Raw genomic sequence first — 18,050 nt, 5'->3', positions numbered from 1 at the left:
CGTGAGCGAACTGCCCACCGTCGCGGCGCTGCTGAGGCCGCTGGCCGACGTCGACGACCGCGGGGTGTATTTCGCCGATGAGCCGCTTGCGCGAAGAGAAAAGGCCTCAGTCTCGTTCGTCAGCTGGCGAGATCACCTCAGGCACGGCGCGGCGCTGGCCGCCGCGCTACGGGCGCGGATGGACCCTGACCGGCCGCCCCACGTCGGCGTGCTGATGCAGAACACCCCGGTGTTCTCGGCGCTGCTGGTGGCCGCCGGGCTGACGGGCATCGTGCCGGTGGGCCTCAACCCGGTGCGCCGCGGCGCGGCGCTGCAGCGTGATATCACCCGTGCCGATTGCCAAGTGGTGCTGGCCGATTCGGCCTTCACCGACATGCTCGGCGACATCGAGCACGTCGACGTCGACTCGCCGCAGTGGGCCAAGGAGATGGCCGCGTACGCCGGCGAACCGGTGCACGCCTACGACGCCGAACCGACCGATCTGTTCATGCTGATCTACACGTCGGGCACCAGCGGTGATCCCAAGGCCGTCAAATGCAGCCAGGGCAAGGTCGCGATCGCCGGGGTGACCATGACCGGTCGGTTCGAGCTGGGCCCCGGCGACGTGTGCTACGTCGCGATGCCGCTGTTCCATTCCAACGCAGTGCTCGTCGGCTGGTCCGTCGCACTGGCATCGCGAGGCTCGCTTGCGTTGCGCCGCAAGTTCTCTGCGTCCCAGTTCCTGCCGGACGTACGCCGGTACGGCGCGACATACGCCAACTATGTCGGCAAGCCGTTGTCCTACATCCTGGCCACCCCCGAACGTCCCGACGACGCGGACAACCCGCTGCGGGCGGTGTACGGCAACGAGGGCGCCCCTGCCGATGTGCAGCGGTTCGCGCGGCGGTTCGACACGGTCGTGATGGACGGGTTCGGGTCGACTGAAGGCGGCATCGCGATCGCCAGCACACCCGACACCCCGCCTGGTGCGCTCGGCCCGCTGCCGCCCGGCACCGAGATCGTCGACGTCGACACCGGGCGACCGTGCCCGACGGGAGTGACCGGCGAGTTGGTGAACGTCTCGGACGCCGGACGTTTCGAGGGCTACTACAACGACCCGCAGGCCGACGCCGAGCGGATGCGCGGCGGGGTATATCACAGCGGCGATTTGGCCTATCGCGACGAGAACGGCTACGCGTACTTCGCGGGACGGCTCGGCGATTGGATGCGGGTCGACGGGGAGAACCTCGGCTCGGCGCCGATCGAGCGGGTGCTGCTGCGCCATCCCGACGTGGTCGAGGTGGCGGTGTACGGCATCCCGGCACCCGATGTCGGCGATCAGGTGATGGCCGCGCTGACGCTGGCCGAGGGCGCCGCGTTCGACCCCGACGCGTTCCGGAGGTTTCTGGCCGAGCAACCCGATCTGGGTCCGAAGCAGTGGCCGTCGTTCGTCAGGGTCAGCCCCGCACTCCCCCGCACCGAGACGTTCAAGGTCGTCAAGCGTCACCTGGCCGCCGAGGGTCTCGACTGCGCTGACCCGGTGTATCCAATTCGCTGACGCCCGAGAAAATTTGCCGTTCTCGCGTTGAGCGTGATGAATATACTTTGTCCAGCTTGATCGGCTGTTGGTCTCTCTTTGCTGACACCGACCTGGGCAGACGGGAGCCACTTATGGGAGCCACGGCGATCTCGGGGACCGCCGTAATGGTCACGGCATTGGGACTGGTGTTGACGGGCTGCGGGTCGGGCGGTGACACCGCGACCGAGCCGGCGACCAGCGCACCGGCGGCGGCGCCGTCGACGGCTCGCATCGCGCCACGCGAGGGGGACGCACCGGGACCGCACCCCACGATCGCAAGCTACATCGCCGAGCACGGCATCCAGGAAACCCCGGTCAAGCGGGGCGATCCCGGCGCGCCCGTCCTCGATCTGCCAGTGCCCTCAGGGTGGGAGGACGCGGGTGACAGCACGCCGGAGTGGGCGTACCGCGCCATCATCTACACGGGTCCGGAGGCCGCCGAGTACACCCCGAGCATCGTCGCGCTGGTGTCGAAGCTGACCGGAGACGTCGAACCGCAGGCCATCATCCACCTTGCGCCAGGCGAGCTGCAGAACCTGCCCGGCTGGAGCCCCTTGAACGAGGGCGAGGCCAGTTCGCTCGGCGACTACCCGGCCTACCAGCTGGGCGGCACGTGGGACTCGGAGGGTAAGACGAAGGTCGTCGCACAGAAGACGGTCGTCATCCCCGGCGACGACGGGCTGTACGTGTTGCAGCTCAACGCCGACGGGTTGGTCAGCCAGGCCGAGATCGTCGGCGCCGCAACCACTGTGATCGACGATCAGACCACGATCAGCTTCTAGTCACCGCGGATGTCGTCGAGGCGGCGGGTGGCGGCCTCGAAACCCTCAACCAGTTCGGCGATGATCTCGGCGACCGGGCGGATCTCGTTCATCCTGCCGACGATCTGGCCCACCGGCATCGCCACGGTGTCGGGGTTGTCCGAGGCGTTCATCCGCTGATGCGCCTCGGACACCAGGATGTTCTGCAGCGGCATCGGCAGCGGCTCCGGCGCGTCGGGCGCATCCCAGGCGTCGGTCCACTTGCTCTTCAGCAGCCGCGCGGGTTTGCCGGTGTAGATGCGCCGCCGCACGGTGTCGCTGGACTCCGCGCGCAGCAGCGCCTGCTGGATCGTCGAAACGCCGCTCGGATTGCGGTGGCCGAGGTCGTATTCGGCCGCGGTCAGGAACGCCGAACCCATCCACACCCCGGACGCGCCGAGCGCCAACGCCGCGGCCACCTGCCGTCCGGTGCCGATACCGCCGGCCGCCAGCACAGGTGCTCGGTCGGAAACGGCGTCGACGATCTCCGGCCACAGCACCACCGAACCGATCTCACCGGTGTGGCCGCCCGCCTCATGGCCTTGGGCGACAACGATGTCCACCCCGTTCTCGACATGGCGCTGCGCATGTTTGGCGCTGCCCGCCAGCGCCGCCACCGGAACACCGGCCGCGTGGGCCTGGTCGATGACGTCCCGTGGCGGCGAACCGAGTGCATTGGCGATCAGCTTGATGGGGTGCCGCAGCGCGACCTCGACGTGTGAGCGGGCCACCGAGTGCAGCCAGCCGAGCACCCCTTCGTTGCGCGCGTCGTCATCGGGCAGCGGCGGAACACCAAGATCGACAAGGGTTTTGTCGACGAACTCGCGGTGGCTCTGCGGGATGAGCTTGTCGATGTCGACCGCGGAGCCCTCCTGCGGCACCTTGGCCGGCATCACGATATCGACGCCGTACGGTCTGCCGTCGGTGTTCTCGTCCATCCACTGCAGGACGCTCTCGAGGTCGTCGGCGTCGTTGAAACGCACGCAGCCCAGCACGCCGAGCCCGCCGGCCTTGCTGACCGCGGCCGCCACCTTCTCCGATGGCGTGAAGACGAAGATCGGATAGTCGATGCCGAAGCGGTCACACAGCTCGGTCCGCATCAAGTGGCGGTCCCCACGTGGTTGGCGTTCACTTCGTCGGCGGGCCGCTGCTCGGTCTGGTCCTTGGCCCACCGGTAGTCGGGTTTGCCCGCTGGCGAGCGCTTCACTTCGTCGACATACCAGATGCTGCGCGGCACTTTGTATCCCGCGATCTCGTTGCGGATGAACGCGTCGAGTTCGGCGAGTTTCGGCCGGGCGCCTTCGCGCGGATGCACGACGGCGGCGACGTGCTGGCCGAAGCGCGGATCGGGGACGCCGACCACCAACGCGTCGAACACATCCGGATGACCCTTGAGCGCGGCCTCCACCTCTTCGGGATAGATCTTCTCGCCGCCGCTGTTGATCGACACCGAACCGCGGCCGAGCATCGTCACGCTGCCGTCGGCCTCCACCGTCGCGTAGTCGCCGGGGATCGCGTAGCGAACACCGTTGAAGGTTTTGAAGGTTTCCGCCGTCTTCTTCTCGTCCTTGTAGTAGCCGACCGGGATGTTGCCCTTCTTGGCGATGACGCCTCGCACACCGGAGCCCGGCTTGACCTCGTTGCCGTCCTCGTCGAGCACGACGGTGCGGTGATCGATGGTCACCCGCGGACCGCCTGCGTGCGGCTGGCCCTTGGCCACGATGCTGGTGCCGCCGAAACCGGTCTCCGAGGAGCCGATCGAGTCGGTGATGATCCGGTTGGGCAGCAGTTCGAGGAACTTCTCCTTGATGCTGGTGGAGAACAACGCGGCGGTGCTGGCCAGCAGGAACAGCGACGACAGCTCGTAGTCCTCGCCTTTTTCCTGGTGCGCGAGCAACGCGTCGAGCAGCGGGCGCGCCATCGCATCACCGGTGAAGAACAGCAGGTTCACCTTGTGCTTCTCGACGGTGCGCCATACCTCGCTTGGCTCGAATTCCGGTGCCAGCACGGTTGTCTGGCCGGAGAACAGCGACATCCAGGTGGCCGACTGGGTGGCACCGTGGATCATCGGCGGGATCGGGTAGCGGATCATCGGCGGGTTCTCGGCTGCCGCCTTGGCCAAGTCGTACTCGTCCTTGACGAACTCTCCTGTCGCAAAGTCGGTGCCGCCGAACAACACCCGGTAGATATCTTCGTGGCGCCACATCACGCCCTTGGGGAAGCCAGTGGTGCCGCCGGTGTAGAGCAGGTAGATGTCGTCGGCGCTGCGCTCGCCGAAATCGCGCTCCGGTGACCCCTGGCTCAGTGCTTCGTAGAACTCCACGCCGCCGTAGCGCTGGAAGTCGTCGTCACTTCCGTCCTCGACCACCAGCACGGTTTTCACGTCGGGGGTCTGCGGCAACACGTTGGCGACGCGGTCGGAGTAGCGGCGCTCGTGCACCAGCGCGACCATGTCGGAGTTCTCGAACAGGTACTTCAACTCGCTCTCGACATAGCGGTAGTTGACGTTGACGAGGATGGCGCCCGCCTTCACGATGCCGAGCATCGCGATCACGATCTCGTTGCGGTTGCGGCAGTACAGGCCGACCTTGTCGTCCTTCTTGACGCCCTTGTCGATGAGGTAGTGAGCCAGGCGGTTGGCCCTCTCCTCCAGTTGCGCGTAAGTCAGTTCGTTGTCGCCACAGATCAGGGCAACACGGTCTGGTACGGCGTCGATGGCGTGCTCGGCGAGATCAGCAATGTTCAGGGCCACAGCACCTAAACTAGAACGTGTTACATTTTCATTCAAGTCTGTGCTATCGACGCTGGGAGGCGGGCTAGTTTGTGAGCGACGACAAGAATTCGGCGAAGAGCCCCGACGCCCTCATTGAGCAGCGCGGACACACTTTGATCCTGACGCTGAACCGGCCGGAGGCCCGCAACGCGCTTTCCACCGAGATGCTCTCGATCATGGTCGAGGCGTGGGACCGCATCGACAACGATCCAGAGATCCGCAGCGCGATCCTCACCGGCGCCGGCGGGTACTTCTGCGCAGGCATGGACCTCAAGGCCGCGACCGCCAAGCCGCCGGGCGACTCGTTCAAGGACGGCAGCTATGACCCGTCGCGCATCGACGCACTGCTGAAGGGCAGGCGGCTCACCAAGCCGCTGATCGCCGCGGTCGAGGGTCCCGCCATCGCAGGCGGCACGGAGATCCTGCAGGGCACCGACATCCGCATCGCGGGTGAGAGCGCGAAGTTCGGCATCTCCGAGGCGAAGTGGAGCCTGTATCCGATGGGCGGGTCCGCGGTGCGTCTGGTACGCCAGATTCCCTACACCGTCGCCTGCGATCTGCTCCTGACCGGTCGGCACATCACCGCCGCCGAAGCGCGCGACATGGGCCTGATCGGCTACGTGGTGCCCGACGGTTCGGCGCTGGACAAGGCGCTGGAGATCGCCGAGGTGATCAATAACAACGGCCCGCTCGCGGTGCAGGCCATCCTCAAGACCATCCGCGAAACCGAGGGCATGCACGAGAACGACGCCTTCAAGATCGACACGCAGATCGGCATCAAGGTATTCCTGTCCGACGACGCCAAGGAAGGCCCGCTGGCGTTCAAGGAGAAACGCGCCCCCAACTTCAAGATGCGCTAGGCGCGCGAACCTGCGCATCCACGGTGGCCACACACTCGTCGAAGTGTCGGTGACCGTCGGCACACTACGGCCATGGGGAAGCCATTCATCGGCAGCGAGGCCCTGGCAGCCGGTGCGTTGACGCCGTACGCGCTGCGTAGCCGGTTCACGGCAATGCATCCCGATGTGTACGTCGCGCCCGGCATCGAACTAACCGCCCCCGCTCGGGCCGCGGCGGCGTGGTTGTGGTCGCGGCGGCAAGGAGTTGTGGCCGGCCAGTCCGCGGCGGCCATACACGGCGCCAAGTGGGTCGACGCTCGCCGGCCTGCCGAACTGTTGTGGTCGAATCGGCGGCCGCCCAAAGGCATCCGCGCGTGGTCGGACGGTTTCCTCGACGACGAGATCGAGTTCGTCGACGGAATCCGCGTCACAACGCCCGCACGGACGGCCTTGGACCTCGCGCGTCGCTACCCGTTGGACAAGGCGGTCGCCGCCATCGATGCACTCGGCCGTGCGACCCAGTTCAAGATGGGCGACGTCGAGCTGTTGGTCGAGCGCTACAAGGGCCGGCGCGGCATCCGCGAGGCCAGGAAGGTTCTCGCGCTCGTCGATCCTGGCGCGGAGTCGCCGAAGGAGACGTGGCTACGGCTGATGGTCCTCCGCCACGGCTTTCCACCGCTGACGACGCAGATCCCGGTGTACAACGAGTACGGCGTACTCGTCGCGGTCCTGGATATGGGGTGGGAGGACATCAAGTTGGCCCTCGATTACGACGGCGCGCATCACCGCACCCCGGCCCGCTTCAACACGGACATCCGCCGACATGACGAAGTCACGCGGCTCGGGTGGTCCGACATCCGGGTCACGTCGTTGGATACCGAAGCCGTCATCATCGCCCGGCTAACAGACGAGTGGAATCGCCGAACGTGCAGTCAGCGCGAAAATCCGACCGGATTTTCGCAGTGAGCGCACGTTCGCGGAGTGGGCGCTAACCGACCGGCTTTGTCGGGGTGAACACCACCGGCATCTTCTCCAGCCCGCTGACGAAGTTGGCCGGCCGCAGCGGCAACTCGGCGTCGGAGGCTAGCCGCATATCGGGCAGCCGCTGCAGCAGTCGGGTCTGCATGATCGACAGTTCGAGCCGGGCCAGCTGGTTACCCAGGCAGAAGTGGGTGCCGAAACCGAACGACAGGTGGTTGTTCGGATACCGCTCGATGTCGAACGTCTCCGGATCGTCGAACACCGTCTCGTCGAAGTTGGCCGATTCGAACAGGAGGATCATCTTCTCGCCCTCCTTGAGGGCGGTGCCGTGGAATTCGGTGTCGGCGGTCAGCGTGCGCGCCATGTTCTTCACCGGCGCGGTCCAGCGCAACATCTCCTCGATCGCGTTGGGCAGCAAGCTCAGGTCCTTGGCGAGACGCTGGTGCTGGTCGGGGTGCTCAAGTAGCTGGCGGGTGCCGCCCGACAGCGTGTGGCGGGTGGTTTCGTCGCCGCCGATCAGCAGCAGCAGCACCTCGGTGACGATCTGATGGTCCTCGAGCTTGCTGCCTTCGACCTCGGCATGCACCAGGACGCTCACCAGATCGTCGGTCGGCTCGTCCTTGCGGGCGTTGATCATGCCCATCATGTATTCGCTGTAGGCCGCGAACGCGTCCATGGTCAGCTGGAACTTCTCCGGGTCCGCGGTGCTGCTCAACGCACCGACCAGATCGTCGGACCAGCGCAGGAACATCTCGCGTTCCTCTGGACGCACACCGAGCATGTCGCCGATGACGGCCATCGGCAACGGGGCCGCCAGGTCCCAGACGAAGTCGCATTCACCGCGTTCGCACACCGCGTCGATCAGCGAATCACAGAGGGCCACAATCGAACCCTCCAGATCCTTCACCCGTTTACGGGTGAACCCGGAGTTGACCAGTTTGCGCCGCAGCAGGTGTTGCGGGTCGTCCATCTCGATCATCATCTCGACGCCGGGCTGGTCGGGCCGGATTCCGCCGGCGTTGGAGAACAGCTCGGGGTTGCGCTCGGCCTCGATCACCGCGGCATAGGTGGCCGCGGCGGCCAACCCGTTGCGGTCACGGAACACCGGTTCGTTCTCCCGCATCCACTTGTAGACCGGTCGCGAGTCCCCGGCGTAGAAGGTGCCGTCGGTCAGGTCGACGTCCGGTCTGGTTGTCATGGGTGGACCTCCTGGGCATCTGCGAACGACATCTGTACGTTCCCCGCGGAACTCGACACGAGCGCGCGCTTCGGGAAGCCGAGCGACGCGAGCTCTTTGGCGTAGGGGTGTTCACCGAGCCGCACGCGGGCGCCGCCCGGGCGGTAGCGCACATCGCTGAGTGTCATCTCGCCGACGGTGCTCCGCACCACCCCGTCGCGGTAAGAGTAGGTGGGGTGCGCCTGGGGCTTGGACGTGAACCGGGCCGGGACGGGCAGCCCCTTCCCGAAGTCCATCCCGACGACGAACTGGCCGTCGATGGTCACGTCGAAGGAGTACGTATGTCCATCGCGGATCGTGAAGTCCGCCATGACTTTCGGATAACCCCAGATCTTGGTTCCCGCCTCGAGGGTGAACGCCTGGTCGACGGGTAGGTGGTGGATGAACGCACCCGCCGACTGCAGCGCGCGCGGTCCGGTGGCGGTCGAACCGGGCGGGTTCACCATCACGTTGGTGCCGTACTCGTAGTACTGACCGAGGTCGCCGTCCTCGTAGCGCATCAGCATCAGCACGACGATTGCGCGGCCGGGCAGGTAGCGGCAGACCGTCAGACCGCTGTAGTCGATCAGGCGCTGGGCGGCGTCGGCGTCCACCGAGAACATCGCCATGTGCTGGTGCGCCTTGCGGATCTTTACCGGCATCGTGAGCACGGTGCCTGCGATGGTGTGCTGGGTCATCGCGTCAATCTAGAACGCGGGTAGACAACTAGCAAGGAAGTGTCTAGTCCGGTTCTACACCAGCGCCGCGAGGTCCCGGATCTGCTCGGGCGAACGCGCACCCACCACCATCATCGTGACGCCCGCGGCCTCCCACGCCTTGATCTGTTCCTGGACATGGCCCAGGTCCCCGACGATCGCGGAGTCGTCGACCAACTCGTCGGGGATGATCTTGGCCGCTTGATCTTTGCGGTCGCTGCGGAACAGCTTCGTCACGTCCTCGACCACCTCGGCGTAGCCCATCCGGCGGTAGACGTCAGCGTGGAAGTTGGTGTCCTCGGCACCCATGCCGCCCATGTACAGCGCCAGGTGCGGCTTCATCAGCTCCATGATCTCGGCGCGGTCGTCGGTGACCACCACCTGCGCCGTCGCGCAGATCTCGAAGTCCGCACGGCTGCGGCGCGCACCCGGACGGGCGAAGCCTTCGTCGAGCCACTCGTTGTACATGCCTGCGATGCGCGGCGAATAGAAGATCGGCAGCCACCCGTCGCAGATCTCCGCGGCCAGCGCGACGTTCTTGGGGCCCTCGGCGCCCAGCATCACCGGGATGTCGGCGCGCCGCGGATGGGTGATCGGCTTGAGGTTCTTGCCCAGGCCCGTGGTGCCCTCGCCGGTCAGCGGCAGCGGATAGTGCGGGCCGTCGCTGCGCACGGGGGCTTCGCGAGCCCACACCTGGCGCAGGATGTCGATGTACTCGCGAGTGCGGGCCAGCGGCTTGGGGAACTTCTGGCCGTACCAGCCCTCCACGACCTGCGGTCCGGACACTCCCAGCCCGAGGATGTGGCGGCCGCCGGAGAGGTGGTCGAGCGTCAGCGCCGCCATCGCGCAGGCCGTCGGGGTGCGCGCCGACAGCTGCACCACCGACGTGCCCAGCCGCATCCGGGTGGTTTCGCGGCCCCACCAGGCCAGCGGCGTGTACGCGTCCGACCCCCAGGCCTCGGCGGTGAACACCGTGTCGAAACCGGCTTCCTCGGCGGTGGCGACCAGTTCGGCGTGGTTGTCGGGCGGCTGGGCGCCCCAATACCCCAACTGAAGTCCTAGCTTCATTGCCACCACCCCGCCCGTACTTTCATTAGCTCGCCTCTCCACCCGTCCTTGAAACCATTGTTAGAACCTGTTCTACTCGATGCCGTGACCACCAGCCATAGCAGCCCGGTGCAGATCGATCCGCATGAGCCGCCGCTTTCAGCACCGCTGAGGCTCTCATTCGACTACACCCGTTCAGTAGGGCCACTCCTGTCCCAGTTCTTCACCGCCCTGCGTGAGCGACGCATCGTCGGCGTGCGCGGTTCCGACGGGCGAGTGCACGTGCCGCCTGCGGAGTTCGACCCCGTCACCTACGAACGATTGACCGAAATCGTACCGGTGAGCGCGGTCGGCACCGTCCAGTCCTGGACGTGGCAGCCGGCCCCGTTGGCGGGCCAGCCGTTGGACCGCCCGTTCGCGTGGGCGCTGATCAAGCTCGACGGGGCCGACACCGCGCTGCTGCACGCAGTCGATGCCGAATCGTCGGATGCGATCAGCACCGGCGCGCGGGTGTACGCGCACTGGGTCGACGAGCCGGTCGGCGCGATCACCGACATCGCGTACTTCAAGCTGGGTGATCGGGCCGAACCGGAGGGTCAGCCCGACGACCGCGAGCCGGTCACCGTGCAGGTGAGCCCGTCGTCGATCGAGATCCAGCACACCGCGTCGCTGCCGGAGAGCGTGTTCCTGCGCGCCCTGGAGGAGGGCAAGCTGCTCGGCGCGCGGACCAAGCGCGGCCGCGACGGCAAGCCGGGCAAGGTGTACTTCCCGCCCAAAGAGGCCGATCCAGCCACCGGCCTGGAACTCGACGAGTTCGTCGAACTGCCGGACAAGGGCACGGTCACGACCTTTGCGGTCATCAACATCCCGTTCGCCGGGCAACGCATCAAGCCGCCCTACGTCGCCGCCTACGTACTGCTCGACGGCGCCGATATCGCGTTCCTGCACCTGGTCACCGAGATCGATGCCGCCGACGTTCGGATGGGTATGCGCGTCGAGGCGGTGTGGAGACCCCGCGAGGAGTGGGGCCTTGGCATCGACAACATCGACCACTTCCGGCCGACGGGTGAGCCCGACGCCGATTACGACTCCTACAAGCACCACCTGTGAAGGCCTGAAATGACATTGGCAAGAGATGTAGCAGTCGTCGGCTTCGCGCACGCGCCGCATGTGCGCCGCACCGACGGCACCACCAACGGCGTCGAAATGCTGATGCCGTGCTTTCATCGGCTCTACGACGAACTCGGCCTGCAGCAGACCGACATCGGGTTCTGGTGCTCGGGATCCTCGGATTACCTTGCCGGGCGCGCGTTTTCGTTCATATCGGCGATCGACTCGATCGGCGCGGTGCCGCCGATCAACGAATCGCACGTCGAGATGGACGCGGCGTGGGCGCTGTACGAGGCCTACATCAAGGTGCTGACCGGCGAAGTGGACACCGCGCTGGCCTACGGCTTCGGTAAGTCCTCGGCCAGCGTCCTGCGCCGGATCCTTGCCCTGCAGACCGATCCGTACAGCGTGGCGCCGCTGTGGCCGGACTCGGTGTCGATCGCCGGCCTGCAGGCGCGGTTCGGGCTCGACGCCGGCAAGTGGACGGCCGAGCAGATGGCGCAGGTGGCGCTGGATTCCTTCGCCGTCACCGAGCGCACCGATTCGGAGAAGCCGGCCAACACCGTCGCCGAACTGCTCGAGCGGCCGTACTTCGCTGATCCGTTGCGCCGCCACGACATCGCGCCCATCGCCGACGGCGCGTCGGTGGTGGTGCTGGCGGCCGGCGACCGGGCACGCGAACTGCGGGAGCACCCCGCATGGATCACCGGCTTCGAGCACCGGATCGAGACGCCGGTGCTGGGCGCGCGCGATCTCACCGCGTCGGCGTCGACGGCCGCGTCGGCCCAGGCGGCGACCGGCGGTGACGTCGGCTCGATCGACGTGGCCGAGATCTACGCTCCGTTCACCCACCAGCACCTGATCCTCACCGAGGCGATCGGGCTGTCGTCGTCGACGAAGGTGAACCCTTCGGGCGGTGCGCTGGCGGCCAACCCGATGTTCTCGGCCGGCCTGGAGCGGATCGGTTTCGCCGCGCAGCACATCTTCAACGGATCCGCGCAGCGGGTCCTCGCGCACGCCACCAGTGGCCCTGCGCTGCAACAGAATCTGGTATGCACCTTGGAGGGGCGATGAGCGCTTGCGCGAAGAGCAAAGGACTGAGCTGATGGCCAAGAATCTCGCCGCTGTGCTGGGCACGGGGCAGACGAAGTACGTGGCCAAGCGCCACGACGTGTCGATGAGCGGGCTGGTCCGCGAGGCCATCGACCGGGCGCTGGCCGACTCCGGTTCGACGTTCGACGACATCGACGCCGTGGTGGTCGGCAAGGCGCCCGACTTCTTCGAGGGCGTGATGATGCCCGAGTTGTTCATGGCCGACGCCGTGGGCGCCACCGGTAAACCGTTGATCCGCGTGCACACCGCCGGGTCGGTCGGCGGGTCGACGGCCATCGTGGCGGCCAGCCTGGTGCAGTCGGGCAAGTACCGCCGGGTGCTGGCGATGGCGTGGGAGAAGCAGTCGGAGTCGAACGCCATGTGGGCGTTGAGCATTCCGGTGCCGTTCACCAAGCCCGTCGGCGCGGGTGCGGGCGGTTACTTCGCACCGCACGTGCGCGCCTACATCCGTCGCTCGGGGGCACCGACGCACATCGGCGCGATGGTGGCGGTCAAGGACCGGCTCAACGGGGCCCGCAACCCGCTGGCGCATCTGCACCAGCCGGACATCACGCTGGAGAAGGTGCTGTCCTCCCAGATGCTGTGGGACCCGATCCGGTTCGACGAGACCTGCCCGTCCTCTGACGGCGCCTGCGCGTTGGTGATCGGCAACGAGGAGATCGCCGACAAGCGGGCCGCCGACGGCCATCCGGTCGCATGGATCCACGCCACCGCGTTGCGCACCGAACCGTTGGCCTACTCGGGCCGCGACCAGGTCAACCCCCAGGCCGGCCGCGACGCCGCCAAGGCGTTGTGGGCGGCGGCGGGGATCACCAGCCCGATCGACGAGATCGACGCCGCGGAAATCTATGTGCCGTTCTCGTGGTTCGAGCCGATGTGGCTGGAAAACCTCGGTTTCGCGCCGGAGGGCGAGGGCTGGAAGCTCACCGAGGCCGGTGAGACCGCGATCGGTGGCAGGCTTCCCGTGAACGCTTCGGGCGGCGTGCTGTCGTCGAACCCGATCGGCGCGTCGGGCATGATCCGGTTCGCCGAGTCGGCGATCCAGGTGATGGGCAAGGCAGGTGATCACCAGGTGCCCAATGCCCGCAAGGCGTTGGGCCACGCGTACGGCGGCGGGTCGCAGTACTACTCGATGTGGGTCGTCGGGGCGGACAAACCGGGCCGACGATGAAGTACACCTGCGCGGTGCCGATGTGTCAGATCGACCAGTTGATCGGGATCGCCAAGACCGCAGAGGAGGTGGGCTTCACCTCGATCGCGCTGCCTGACTCGATCTTCTACATGGAGAAGCAGTCGGCGGATTACCCGTACACGCCGGACGGTTCGCGGATGTGGGACGCCGACACGCCGTGGGTCGATCCGCTGATCGCCGCGGGTGCGATGGGCGCGGTCACCTCGACACTGCGGTTCTACACCAACGTGATGAAGCTGGGCTCGCGCAACCCGCTGCTGCTGGCGCGTCAGGTCGGCTCGGTCGCCAACGTCACCGGCAACCGGTTCGGTTTCGGCGTCGGGATCGGCTGGGCGCCAGAAGAGTTCGAATGGTGCGGGCAGCCCTACGCCAAACGCGGTAAACGCGTCGACGAGATGGTCGAGGTGATCAGACTTGTACTCGGCGGCGGCATGGTGGAGTACCACGGCGAGTTCTACGACTTCGACAAGCTGCAGATGAGCCCCGCGCCCAGTGCGCCGGTGCCCTTCTACGTCGGCGGCCACACTGACGTCGCGCTCAAGCGGGCAGCCCGTGTCGGCGACGGCTGGACCAGCGCGATGATGACGGCTGCCGAGCTGGCCGAAACGATCGGCAAGCTCACGACGCTGCTCGCCGAATTCGGCCGCGACGATGTGCCGTTCGAGTTCCAGGCCGTGTGTATCGACAAGTTCGACGTCGACGGACACCGTGAGCTCGCCGAGGCGGGCGTCACCGACAACATCGTGATGCCATGGGTCTTCGAGGGCCTGGGCTTCGACGCCCCGCTGGAGAAGAAGCAGGACGCGATGAAACGCTTCGCCGACACCTTCATCCACTCGGGCTGGCAGGACTGACCCGTGGCGGTGACCAACCCGCAGGCCCCGGTTCACCTGGCCGGCAAACGATCCCGCGAGACCGCGATAGCCCACGACAAGCAGGCCTGGCTGGACAACTTCGCCGAGGATGCCGTCATCGAGGATCCCATCGGACCGTCGCGGAGGCCAACGTCGGCACCATCGTGATCCGCTCCGCCGGTTACGAAGTCACCGCCGAAGGGGTGTTCACCTACCGCGTCAACGACGACGGCAAGCTGGTCGCGTTGCGCGCGTACTGGGAACTGGACCGCGCGACCGCCAGCGCGCGAAAGATCTAGCGGGAGAGCCGTTCCACCGCAGCGGCGCCCAGGCCGAACGTGAACCGCTTGGCGCGCCGGGCCGCGTCGGCGAGCAGTCGCCGCGGGACCGGCACCGAACCGACCGTCACCGCATCGCCGACCCGCACGGTCCCGGCGGTGTCGACCCAGCAGTACACGCCGAGACAGCGCCCGGCCCGTTCGGCCACTGCCCTGGTGATCCTGCGGTCGACGTCGATGCCCGGCTGCGCGCGGCTGGGTACGACGCAGCGGATCGTCGGCATCGTCACGGTCAGTACCGCGGCCCCGAGCGTGAGCCGCCCGCCCAGCCAGTTCGACTCCGGCAGGCTCCCATCTGGATCACCCAGTTCCAGAAGAACATTCGGCCGGAACCGGCGGACATCGAGGCCCGCCTCGAGCTCTGCGCCGACGGTGGCGATGCTGGTCTTGGACAGCACATGTACCGGCGCGGAGTCGACGAAGCTGCCCGGCGGCGTCGAGTAGCGCGCCTGGGTGGCCAGATCCGATATCCGCATCATCGAGAAGTCGGGCAGTTTCTCCCCTTCGGCGAGGCCCAGGTCGCTGCGCACCGACGCGATCGACGTGTGGGCACGCTCGGCGCGGCTCAGCCGGTGCAGGCTGGTGTCGTCGGCGGGCGGCAGCGCCGTCAACCGGACCTCCCGGCCTGCCAGTTCGGACAGCTTGGCGTGCACCTGGCCGTCGTTGCTGGACAGCACGGTGCCATCGGGAAAGGTGATTTCGACTTCCGGGGCGTTGCCCGCGCCCGCGTCGGCTGGCACGGCGCCGGCGTAGCGCGCGGTGGCGGTCAGCAACGCCGGTATCCGTCGCGCCGACGCGGTGACGTCACGTTCGACGTCGCGCACCGCCCACAACCGATCGCCGTGCACACCGCGGGCGCGGATATCGACGTGCTCAACCGGCCCGCCGCCCAGCGACTTCACCGGATAGCGCCACAGTTCGGCGACGTGCCCGTTTGTCATCTCGACACCGTAGCGCCGCGCGGCTTCAGTACGTTGGGCAGTGACCGCTGATCGAGCCATCAACCCGAAACTCCAGTCACAATGCTTACAGCTGTGAAATCGACATCAGCCGCCGCGATGGCGGCGCTGCTGTGTGCTGCCGTGGTCGGTTGTGAGGCGGCCGGCCCCAACCCGGATGCGCCCGGTCAGGGCCCGTCGGCGTCATCGACGACATCGTCGACGCAGCCCGCTCCCACGACCAGCGACACCGACAAAGCCGACCCGGCCACCGACTACGCCCACCTGCTGCTTCAGCCATCCGATCTCAGCGATGACGAAGACACTTTCACCGTGCAATCGACGAATCCGGGCCCCAACGGCCTGCCAGGGGCCAGCGCATTGTTCGTCAACGAGGACGACACCCGTGCGATCGCCGACACGATCGTCATCTATCCCGACGCCGAGACGGCGACCACGACGCTGCGCGAGGCGCTGCCCCGGATCGACACGGTGGTCGCGGACGCAACACCGAAGTCGGCGCCGGTCGGCACCGACGGCACCATGGCCGTCGGGACCTCGCCTGACGGCAGCAAAGCGGCCACGCTGCTGCTGTTCACGCACGGTCCGGCCCTGGTGCGCTTGGAGTTCCAAAGTGCGCTCGGGGACGCCACCACCGACGAGTACGTCATCAACGTCGGCAAAATGCAGCAGATCGCCCTTCGCACCGGCCTGCCGCAGTGATGTTCCACGCGGACTACTCGACGCGCTGCAAACCCGTCGCGTAGCGGCGGGCCAACTCCTGGTAGGCGCCGGGGTTGATGTTCACCCACATCTCGGTCTGGCTATACAACAGTTGACTAGCGACGAGCGCATGTGCGAACAGGCCAATTACCTGCTTATATTGCGCGACCGACCGGAAAAACTGTAACGTGTTCTAGTTAGAGACACAGAATCGGGAGGCCCAACCGTGAACACGGAAACCGCGGGAGTCCGCGAGATAGATACCGGCGCCCTGCCCGACCGGTATGCGCGCGGCTGGCACTGTCTGGGGCCGGTAGAGAACTACCGCGACGGCAAGCCGCACGGCATTGAGATCTTCGGCACCATGCTGGTCGTCTTCGCCGACTCCAAGGGCGATGTGAAGGTGCTCGACGGGTACTGCCGTCACATGGGCGGCAACCTGGCCCAGGGCACCATCAAGGGCGACGAGGTCGCCTGCCCGTTCCACGATTGGCGCTGGGGCGGCGACGGTAAGTGCAAGCTGGTGCCCTACGCCAAGCGCACCCCCCGGCTGGCGCGCACCCGCGCGTGGCACACCGACGTGCGCGGCGGTCTGCTGTTCGTCTGGCACGACCATGAGGGCAACCCGCCGCAACCCGAGGTGCGCATTCCCGAGATTCCGGAGTTCGAGAACCCGGAGTGGACGGACTGGAAGTGGAACTCGATTCTGATCGAGGGCGCCAACTGCCGCGAGATCATCGACAACGTCACCGACATGGCGCACTTCTTCTACATCCACTTCGGCCTGCCGACGTACTTCAAGAACGTCTTCGAGGGCCACATCGCCTCGCAGTACCTGCACAACGTCGGGCGGCCCGACATCACCGACATGGGCACCAGTTACGGTGAGGCCCACCTCGACTCCGAGGCGTCCTACTTCGGTCCGTCGTTCATGATCAACTGGTTGCACAACAACTACGGCGGATACAAGGCCGAGTCGATCCTGATCAACTGCCACTACCCCGTCACACAGAACTCGTTCATGCTGCAGTGGGGCGTGATCGTCGAGAAGCCAAAGGGACTCGACGAGAAGACCACCCAGCGGCTGGCCGACGTGTTCACCGAGGGTGTCAGCAAGGGCTTCCTGCAGGACGTCGAGATCTGGAAGCACAAGACCCGCATCGACAACCCGCTGCTGGTCGAAGAGGACGGCGCCGTCTACCAGATGCGCCGGTGGTATCAGCAGTTCTACGTCGATGTCGCCGACGTCACGCCGGATATGACCGACCGCTTCGAAATGGAGGTCGACACCACCGCGGCCAACGAGAAGTGGCACGTCGAGGTCGAGGAGAACCTCAAAAAGCAAGCCTCCGAACAGGAAAAGGCCGAGCAAAGCTCGTCATGAGCCCGCGCGAGGACGCACCTGACGTCGACCGGCTGGCCCGGGCGATGTTGATGCTGCACGGCGCCCACGACGACGACGATCATCCGGTCGGTGACGGCCGTAGCGGCGGCACCTGGTCCAAGGCGCGGGTGTTCGGTGCCGAGCGGGCCGCTGCGCTGCAGGAGGCCACCCAGCGTGACCGTGAGCGGTATCTGACCTCGGGCCTGGTGTCAGTCGACTGCCGGTTCTGCCACGTGTCGGTCGATGTCAAGAAACTCGGGCCGGCCCACACGTCGGTGCAGTGGAACACCGAGGCGTCACAGCGCTGCGCGGTGTTCGCCGAAATGCGCGCCGCCGGTGAGGATCCGGCCCGCGCCCGGTCCTGTCCCCGATTGGCCGACAGCATCAAACATGCGGTCGCCGAGGGATGTCTGGAGGAGGCGTCCTCAGCACCTGCCCCCGGCGACGGTTGAGAGCCCAGAGGGACTC

The 18,050-nt window shown here is 66.7% G+C and carries 17 protein-coding genes and 1 pseudogene; 12 read left to right on the top strand and 6 right to left on the bottom strand.

What is annotated here, in order from left to right:
- The first annotated feature begins 1 nt into the window (after window position 1).
- Together fadD17 and lpqN are read left to right on the top strand one after the other, a co-directional pair.
- Complete coding sequence (fadD17, locus tag K3U96_RS03440; protein ID WP_220692080.1) at window positions 2-1,537, top strand: long-chain-fatty-acid--CoA ligase FadD17; 1,536 nt, start codon at window positions 2-4, stop codon at window positions 1,535-1,537.
- Between the two features lie 113 nt (window positions 1,538-1,650).
- Window positions 1,651-2,340 (top strand): envelope biogenesis lipoprotein LpqN, encoded by a 690-nt coding sequence (lpqN, locus tag K3U96_RS03435; protein WP_220692079.1) that lies wholly within the window; start codon window positions 1,651-1,653, stop codon window positions 2,338-2,340.
- On the opposite strand, the gene K3U96_RS03430 is transcribed toward lpqN, so the two are convergent.
- Complete coding sequence (locus K3U96_RS03430) at window positions 2,337-3,458, bottom strand: NAD(P)H-dependent flavin oxidoreductase (RefSeq protein ID WP_220692078.1); 1,122 nt, start codon at window positions 3,456-3,458, stop codon at window positions 2,337-2,339. The two genes, lpqN and K3U96_RS03430, sit on opposite strands and share 4 nt — an antisense overlap.
- Window positions 3,458-5,110 (bottom strand): medium/long-chain-fatty-acid--CoA/3-oxocholest-4-en-26-oate--CoA ligase, encoded by a 1,653-nt coding sequence (locus K3U96_RS03425; protein ID WP_220692077.1) that lies wholly within the window; start codon window positions 5,108-5,110, stop codon window positions 3,458-3,460. Before K3U96_RS03425 ends, K3U96_RS03430 begins: the two co-directional genes overlap by 1 nt.
- A 71-nt stretch (window positions 5,111-5,181) precedes the next feature.
- Here K3U96_RS03425 and K3U96_RS03420 point away from each other — a divergent pair, with 71 nt between their 5' ends.
- Window positions 5,182-5,991: a crotonase/enoyl-CoA hydratase family protein gene (locus tag K3U96_RS03420; protein WP_069406206.1), complete on the top strand. Its 810-nt coding sequence runs from the start codon at window positions 5,182-5,184 to the stop codon at window positions 5,989-5,991.
- Window positions 5,992-6,063: 72 nt separating this feature from the next.
- A complete protein-coding gene (locus K3U96_RS03415; protein ID WP_220692076.1) occupies window positions 6,064-6,936 on the top strand; it encodes a type IV toxin-antitoxin system AbiEi family antitoxin in 873 nt (290 codons plus the stop codon).
- A 22-nt stretch (window positions 6,937-6,958) separates the two neighbouring features.
- Here the strand turns inward: K3U96_RS03415 and K3U96_RS03410 are convergent, their stop codons facing one another.
- Genes K3U96_RS03410 through K3U96_RS03400 form a run of 3 tightly spaced genes read right to left on the bottom strand, consistent with a single transcriptional unit; the run spans window position 6,959 to window position 9,951 of the window.
- Window positions 6,959-8,149, bottom strand: coding sequence for a cytochrome P450 (locus K3U96_RS03410; RefSeq protein ID WP_069406204.1), 1,191 nt, complete (start codon window positions 8,147-8,149; stop codon window positions 6,959-6,961).
- Window positions 8,146-8,865 carry an acetoacetate decarboxylase family protein gene (locus K3U96_RS03405; RefSeq protein WP_220692075.1) on the bottom strand — a complete coding sequence of 240 codons (720 nt, stop codon included), beginning with the start codon at window positions 8,863-8,865 and terminating at the stop codon, window positions 8,146-8,148. Before K3U96_RS03405 ends, K3U96_RS03410 begins: the two co-directional genes overlap by 4 nt.
- A 54-nt stretch (window positions 8,866-8,919) precedes the next feature.
- A complete protein-coding gene (locus K3U96_RS03400) occupies window positions 8,920-9,951 on the bottom strand; it encodes an LLM class F420-dependent oxidoreductase (RefSeq protein ID WP_069406202.1) in 1,032 nt (343 codons plus the stop codon).
- An 84-nt stretch (window positions 9,952-10,035) separates the two neighbouring features.
- Here K3U96_RS03400 and K3U96_RS03395 point away from each other — a divergent pair, with 84 nt between their 5' ends.
- From K3U96_RS03395 to K3U96_RS03375, 5 genes and pseudogenes are all read left to right on the top strand, one after another.
- Entirely contained in the window at window positions 10,036-11,040 is a 1,005-nt protein-coding gene (locus tag K3U96_RS03395) for a Zn-ribbon domain-containing OB-fold protein (protein ID WP_220692074.1), read from the top strand.
- Between the two features lie 9 nt (window positions 11,041-11,049).
- Window positions 11,050-12,114, top strand: coding sequence for a thiolase family protein (locus tag K3U96_RS03390; protein WP_220692073.1), 1,065 nt, complete (start codon window positions 11,050-11,052; stop codon window positions 12,112-12,114).
- 31 nt (window positions 12,115-12,145) lie between these two features.
- Entirely contained in the window at window positions 12,146-13,324 is a 1,179-nt protein-coding gene (locus K3U96_RS03385; RefSeq protein WP_220692072.1) for a thiolase family protein, read from the top strand.
- Window positions 13,321-14,199 carry a TIGR03619 family F420-dependent LLM class oxidoreductase gene (locus tag K3U96_RS03380; RefSeq protein ID WP_220692071.1) on the top strand — a complete coding sequence of 293 codons (879 nt, stop codon included), beginning with the start codon at window positions 13,321-13,323 and terminating at the stop codon, window positions 14,197-14,199. Before K3U96_RS03385 ends, K3U96_RS03380 begins: the two co-directional genes overlap by 4 nt.
- Window positions 14,200-14,202: 3 nt before the next feature.
- A pseudogene (locus K3U96_RS03375) lies at window positions 14,203-14,498 on the top strand (nuclear transport factor 2 family protein).
- Here the strand turns inward: K3U96_RS03375 and K3U96_RS03370 are convergent.
- Window positions 14,495-15,478 (bottom strand): MOSC domain-containing protein, encoded by a 984-nt coding sequence (locus K3U96_RS03370; protein WP_220692070.1) that lies wholly within the window; start codon window positions 15,476-15,478, stop codon window positions 14,495-14,497. The pseudogene K3U96_RS03375 and the gene K3U96_RS03370 sit on opposite strands and share 4 nt — an antisense overlap.
- A 117-nt stretch (window positions 15,479-15,595) precedes the next feature.
- On the opposite strand from K3U96_RS03370, the gene K3U96_RS03365 reads away from it, so the two are divergent.
- The 3 genes from K3U96_RS03365 (at window position 15,596) to K3U96_RS03355 (ending at window position 18,034) form a co-directional block, all read left to right on the top strand.
- The gene (locus K3U96_RS03365) at window positions 15,596-16,198 is read left to right on the top strand and encodes a hypothetical protein (RefSeq protein WP_220693378.1); all 603 of its coding nucleotides are present in this window, start codon (window positions 15,596-15,598) and stop codon (window positions 16,196-16,198) included.
- 226 nt (window positions 16,199-16,424) lie between these two features.
- Entirely contained in the window at window positions 16,425-17,582 is a 1,158-nt protein-coding gene (locus tag K3U96_RS03360; protein WP_069406195.1) for a 3-ketosteroid-9-alpha-monooxygenase, oxygenase component, read from the top strand.
- Window positions 17,579-18,034 (top strand): hypothetical protein, encoded by a 456-nt coding sequence (locus tag K3U96_RS03355; RefSeq protein ID WP_220692069.1) that lies wholly within the window; start codon window positions 17,579-17,581, stop codon window positions 18,032-18,034. The genes K3U96_RS03360 and K3U96_RS03355 overlap by 4 nt, the downstream gene beginning before the upstream one ends.
- Window positions 18,035-18,050: the final 16 nt, after the last annotated feature.

It is taken from the genome of Mycolicibacterium holsaticum DSM 44478 = JCM 12374 (genome assembly GCF_019645835.1).
Lineage (GTDB): Bacteria > Actinomycetota > Actinomycetes > Mycobacteriales > Mycobacteriaceae > Mycobacterium > Mycobacterium holsaticum.
The sequence above is the reverse complement of the archived record's forward strand: the minus strand, read 5'-3'. Positions and strand labels throughout refer to the sequence as shown.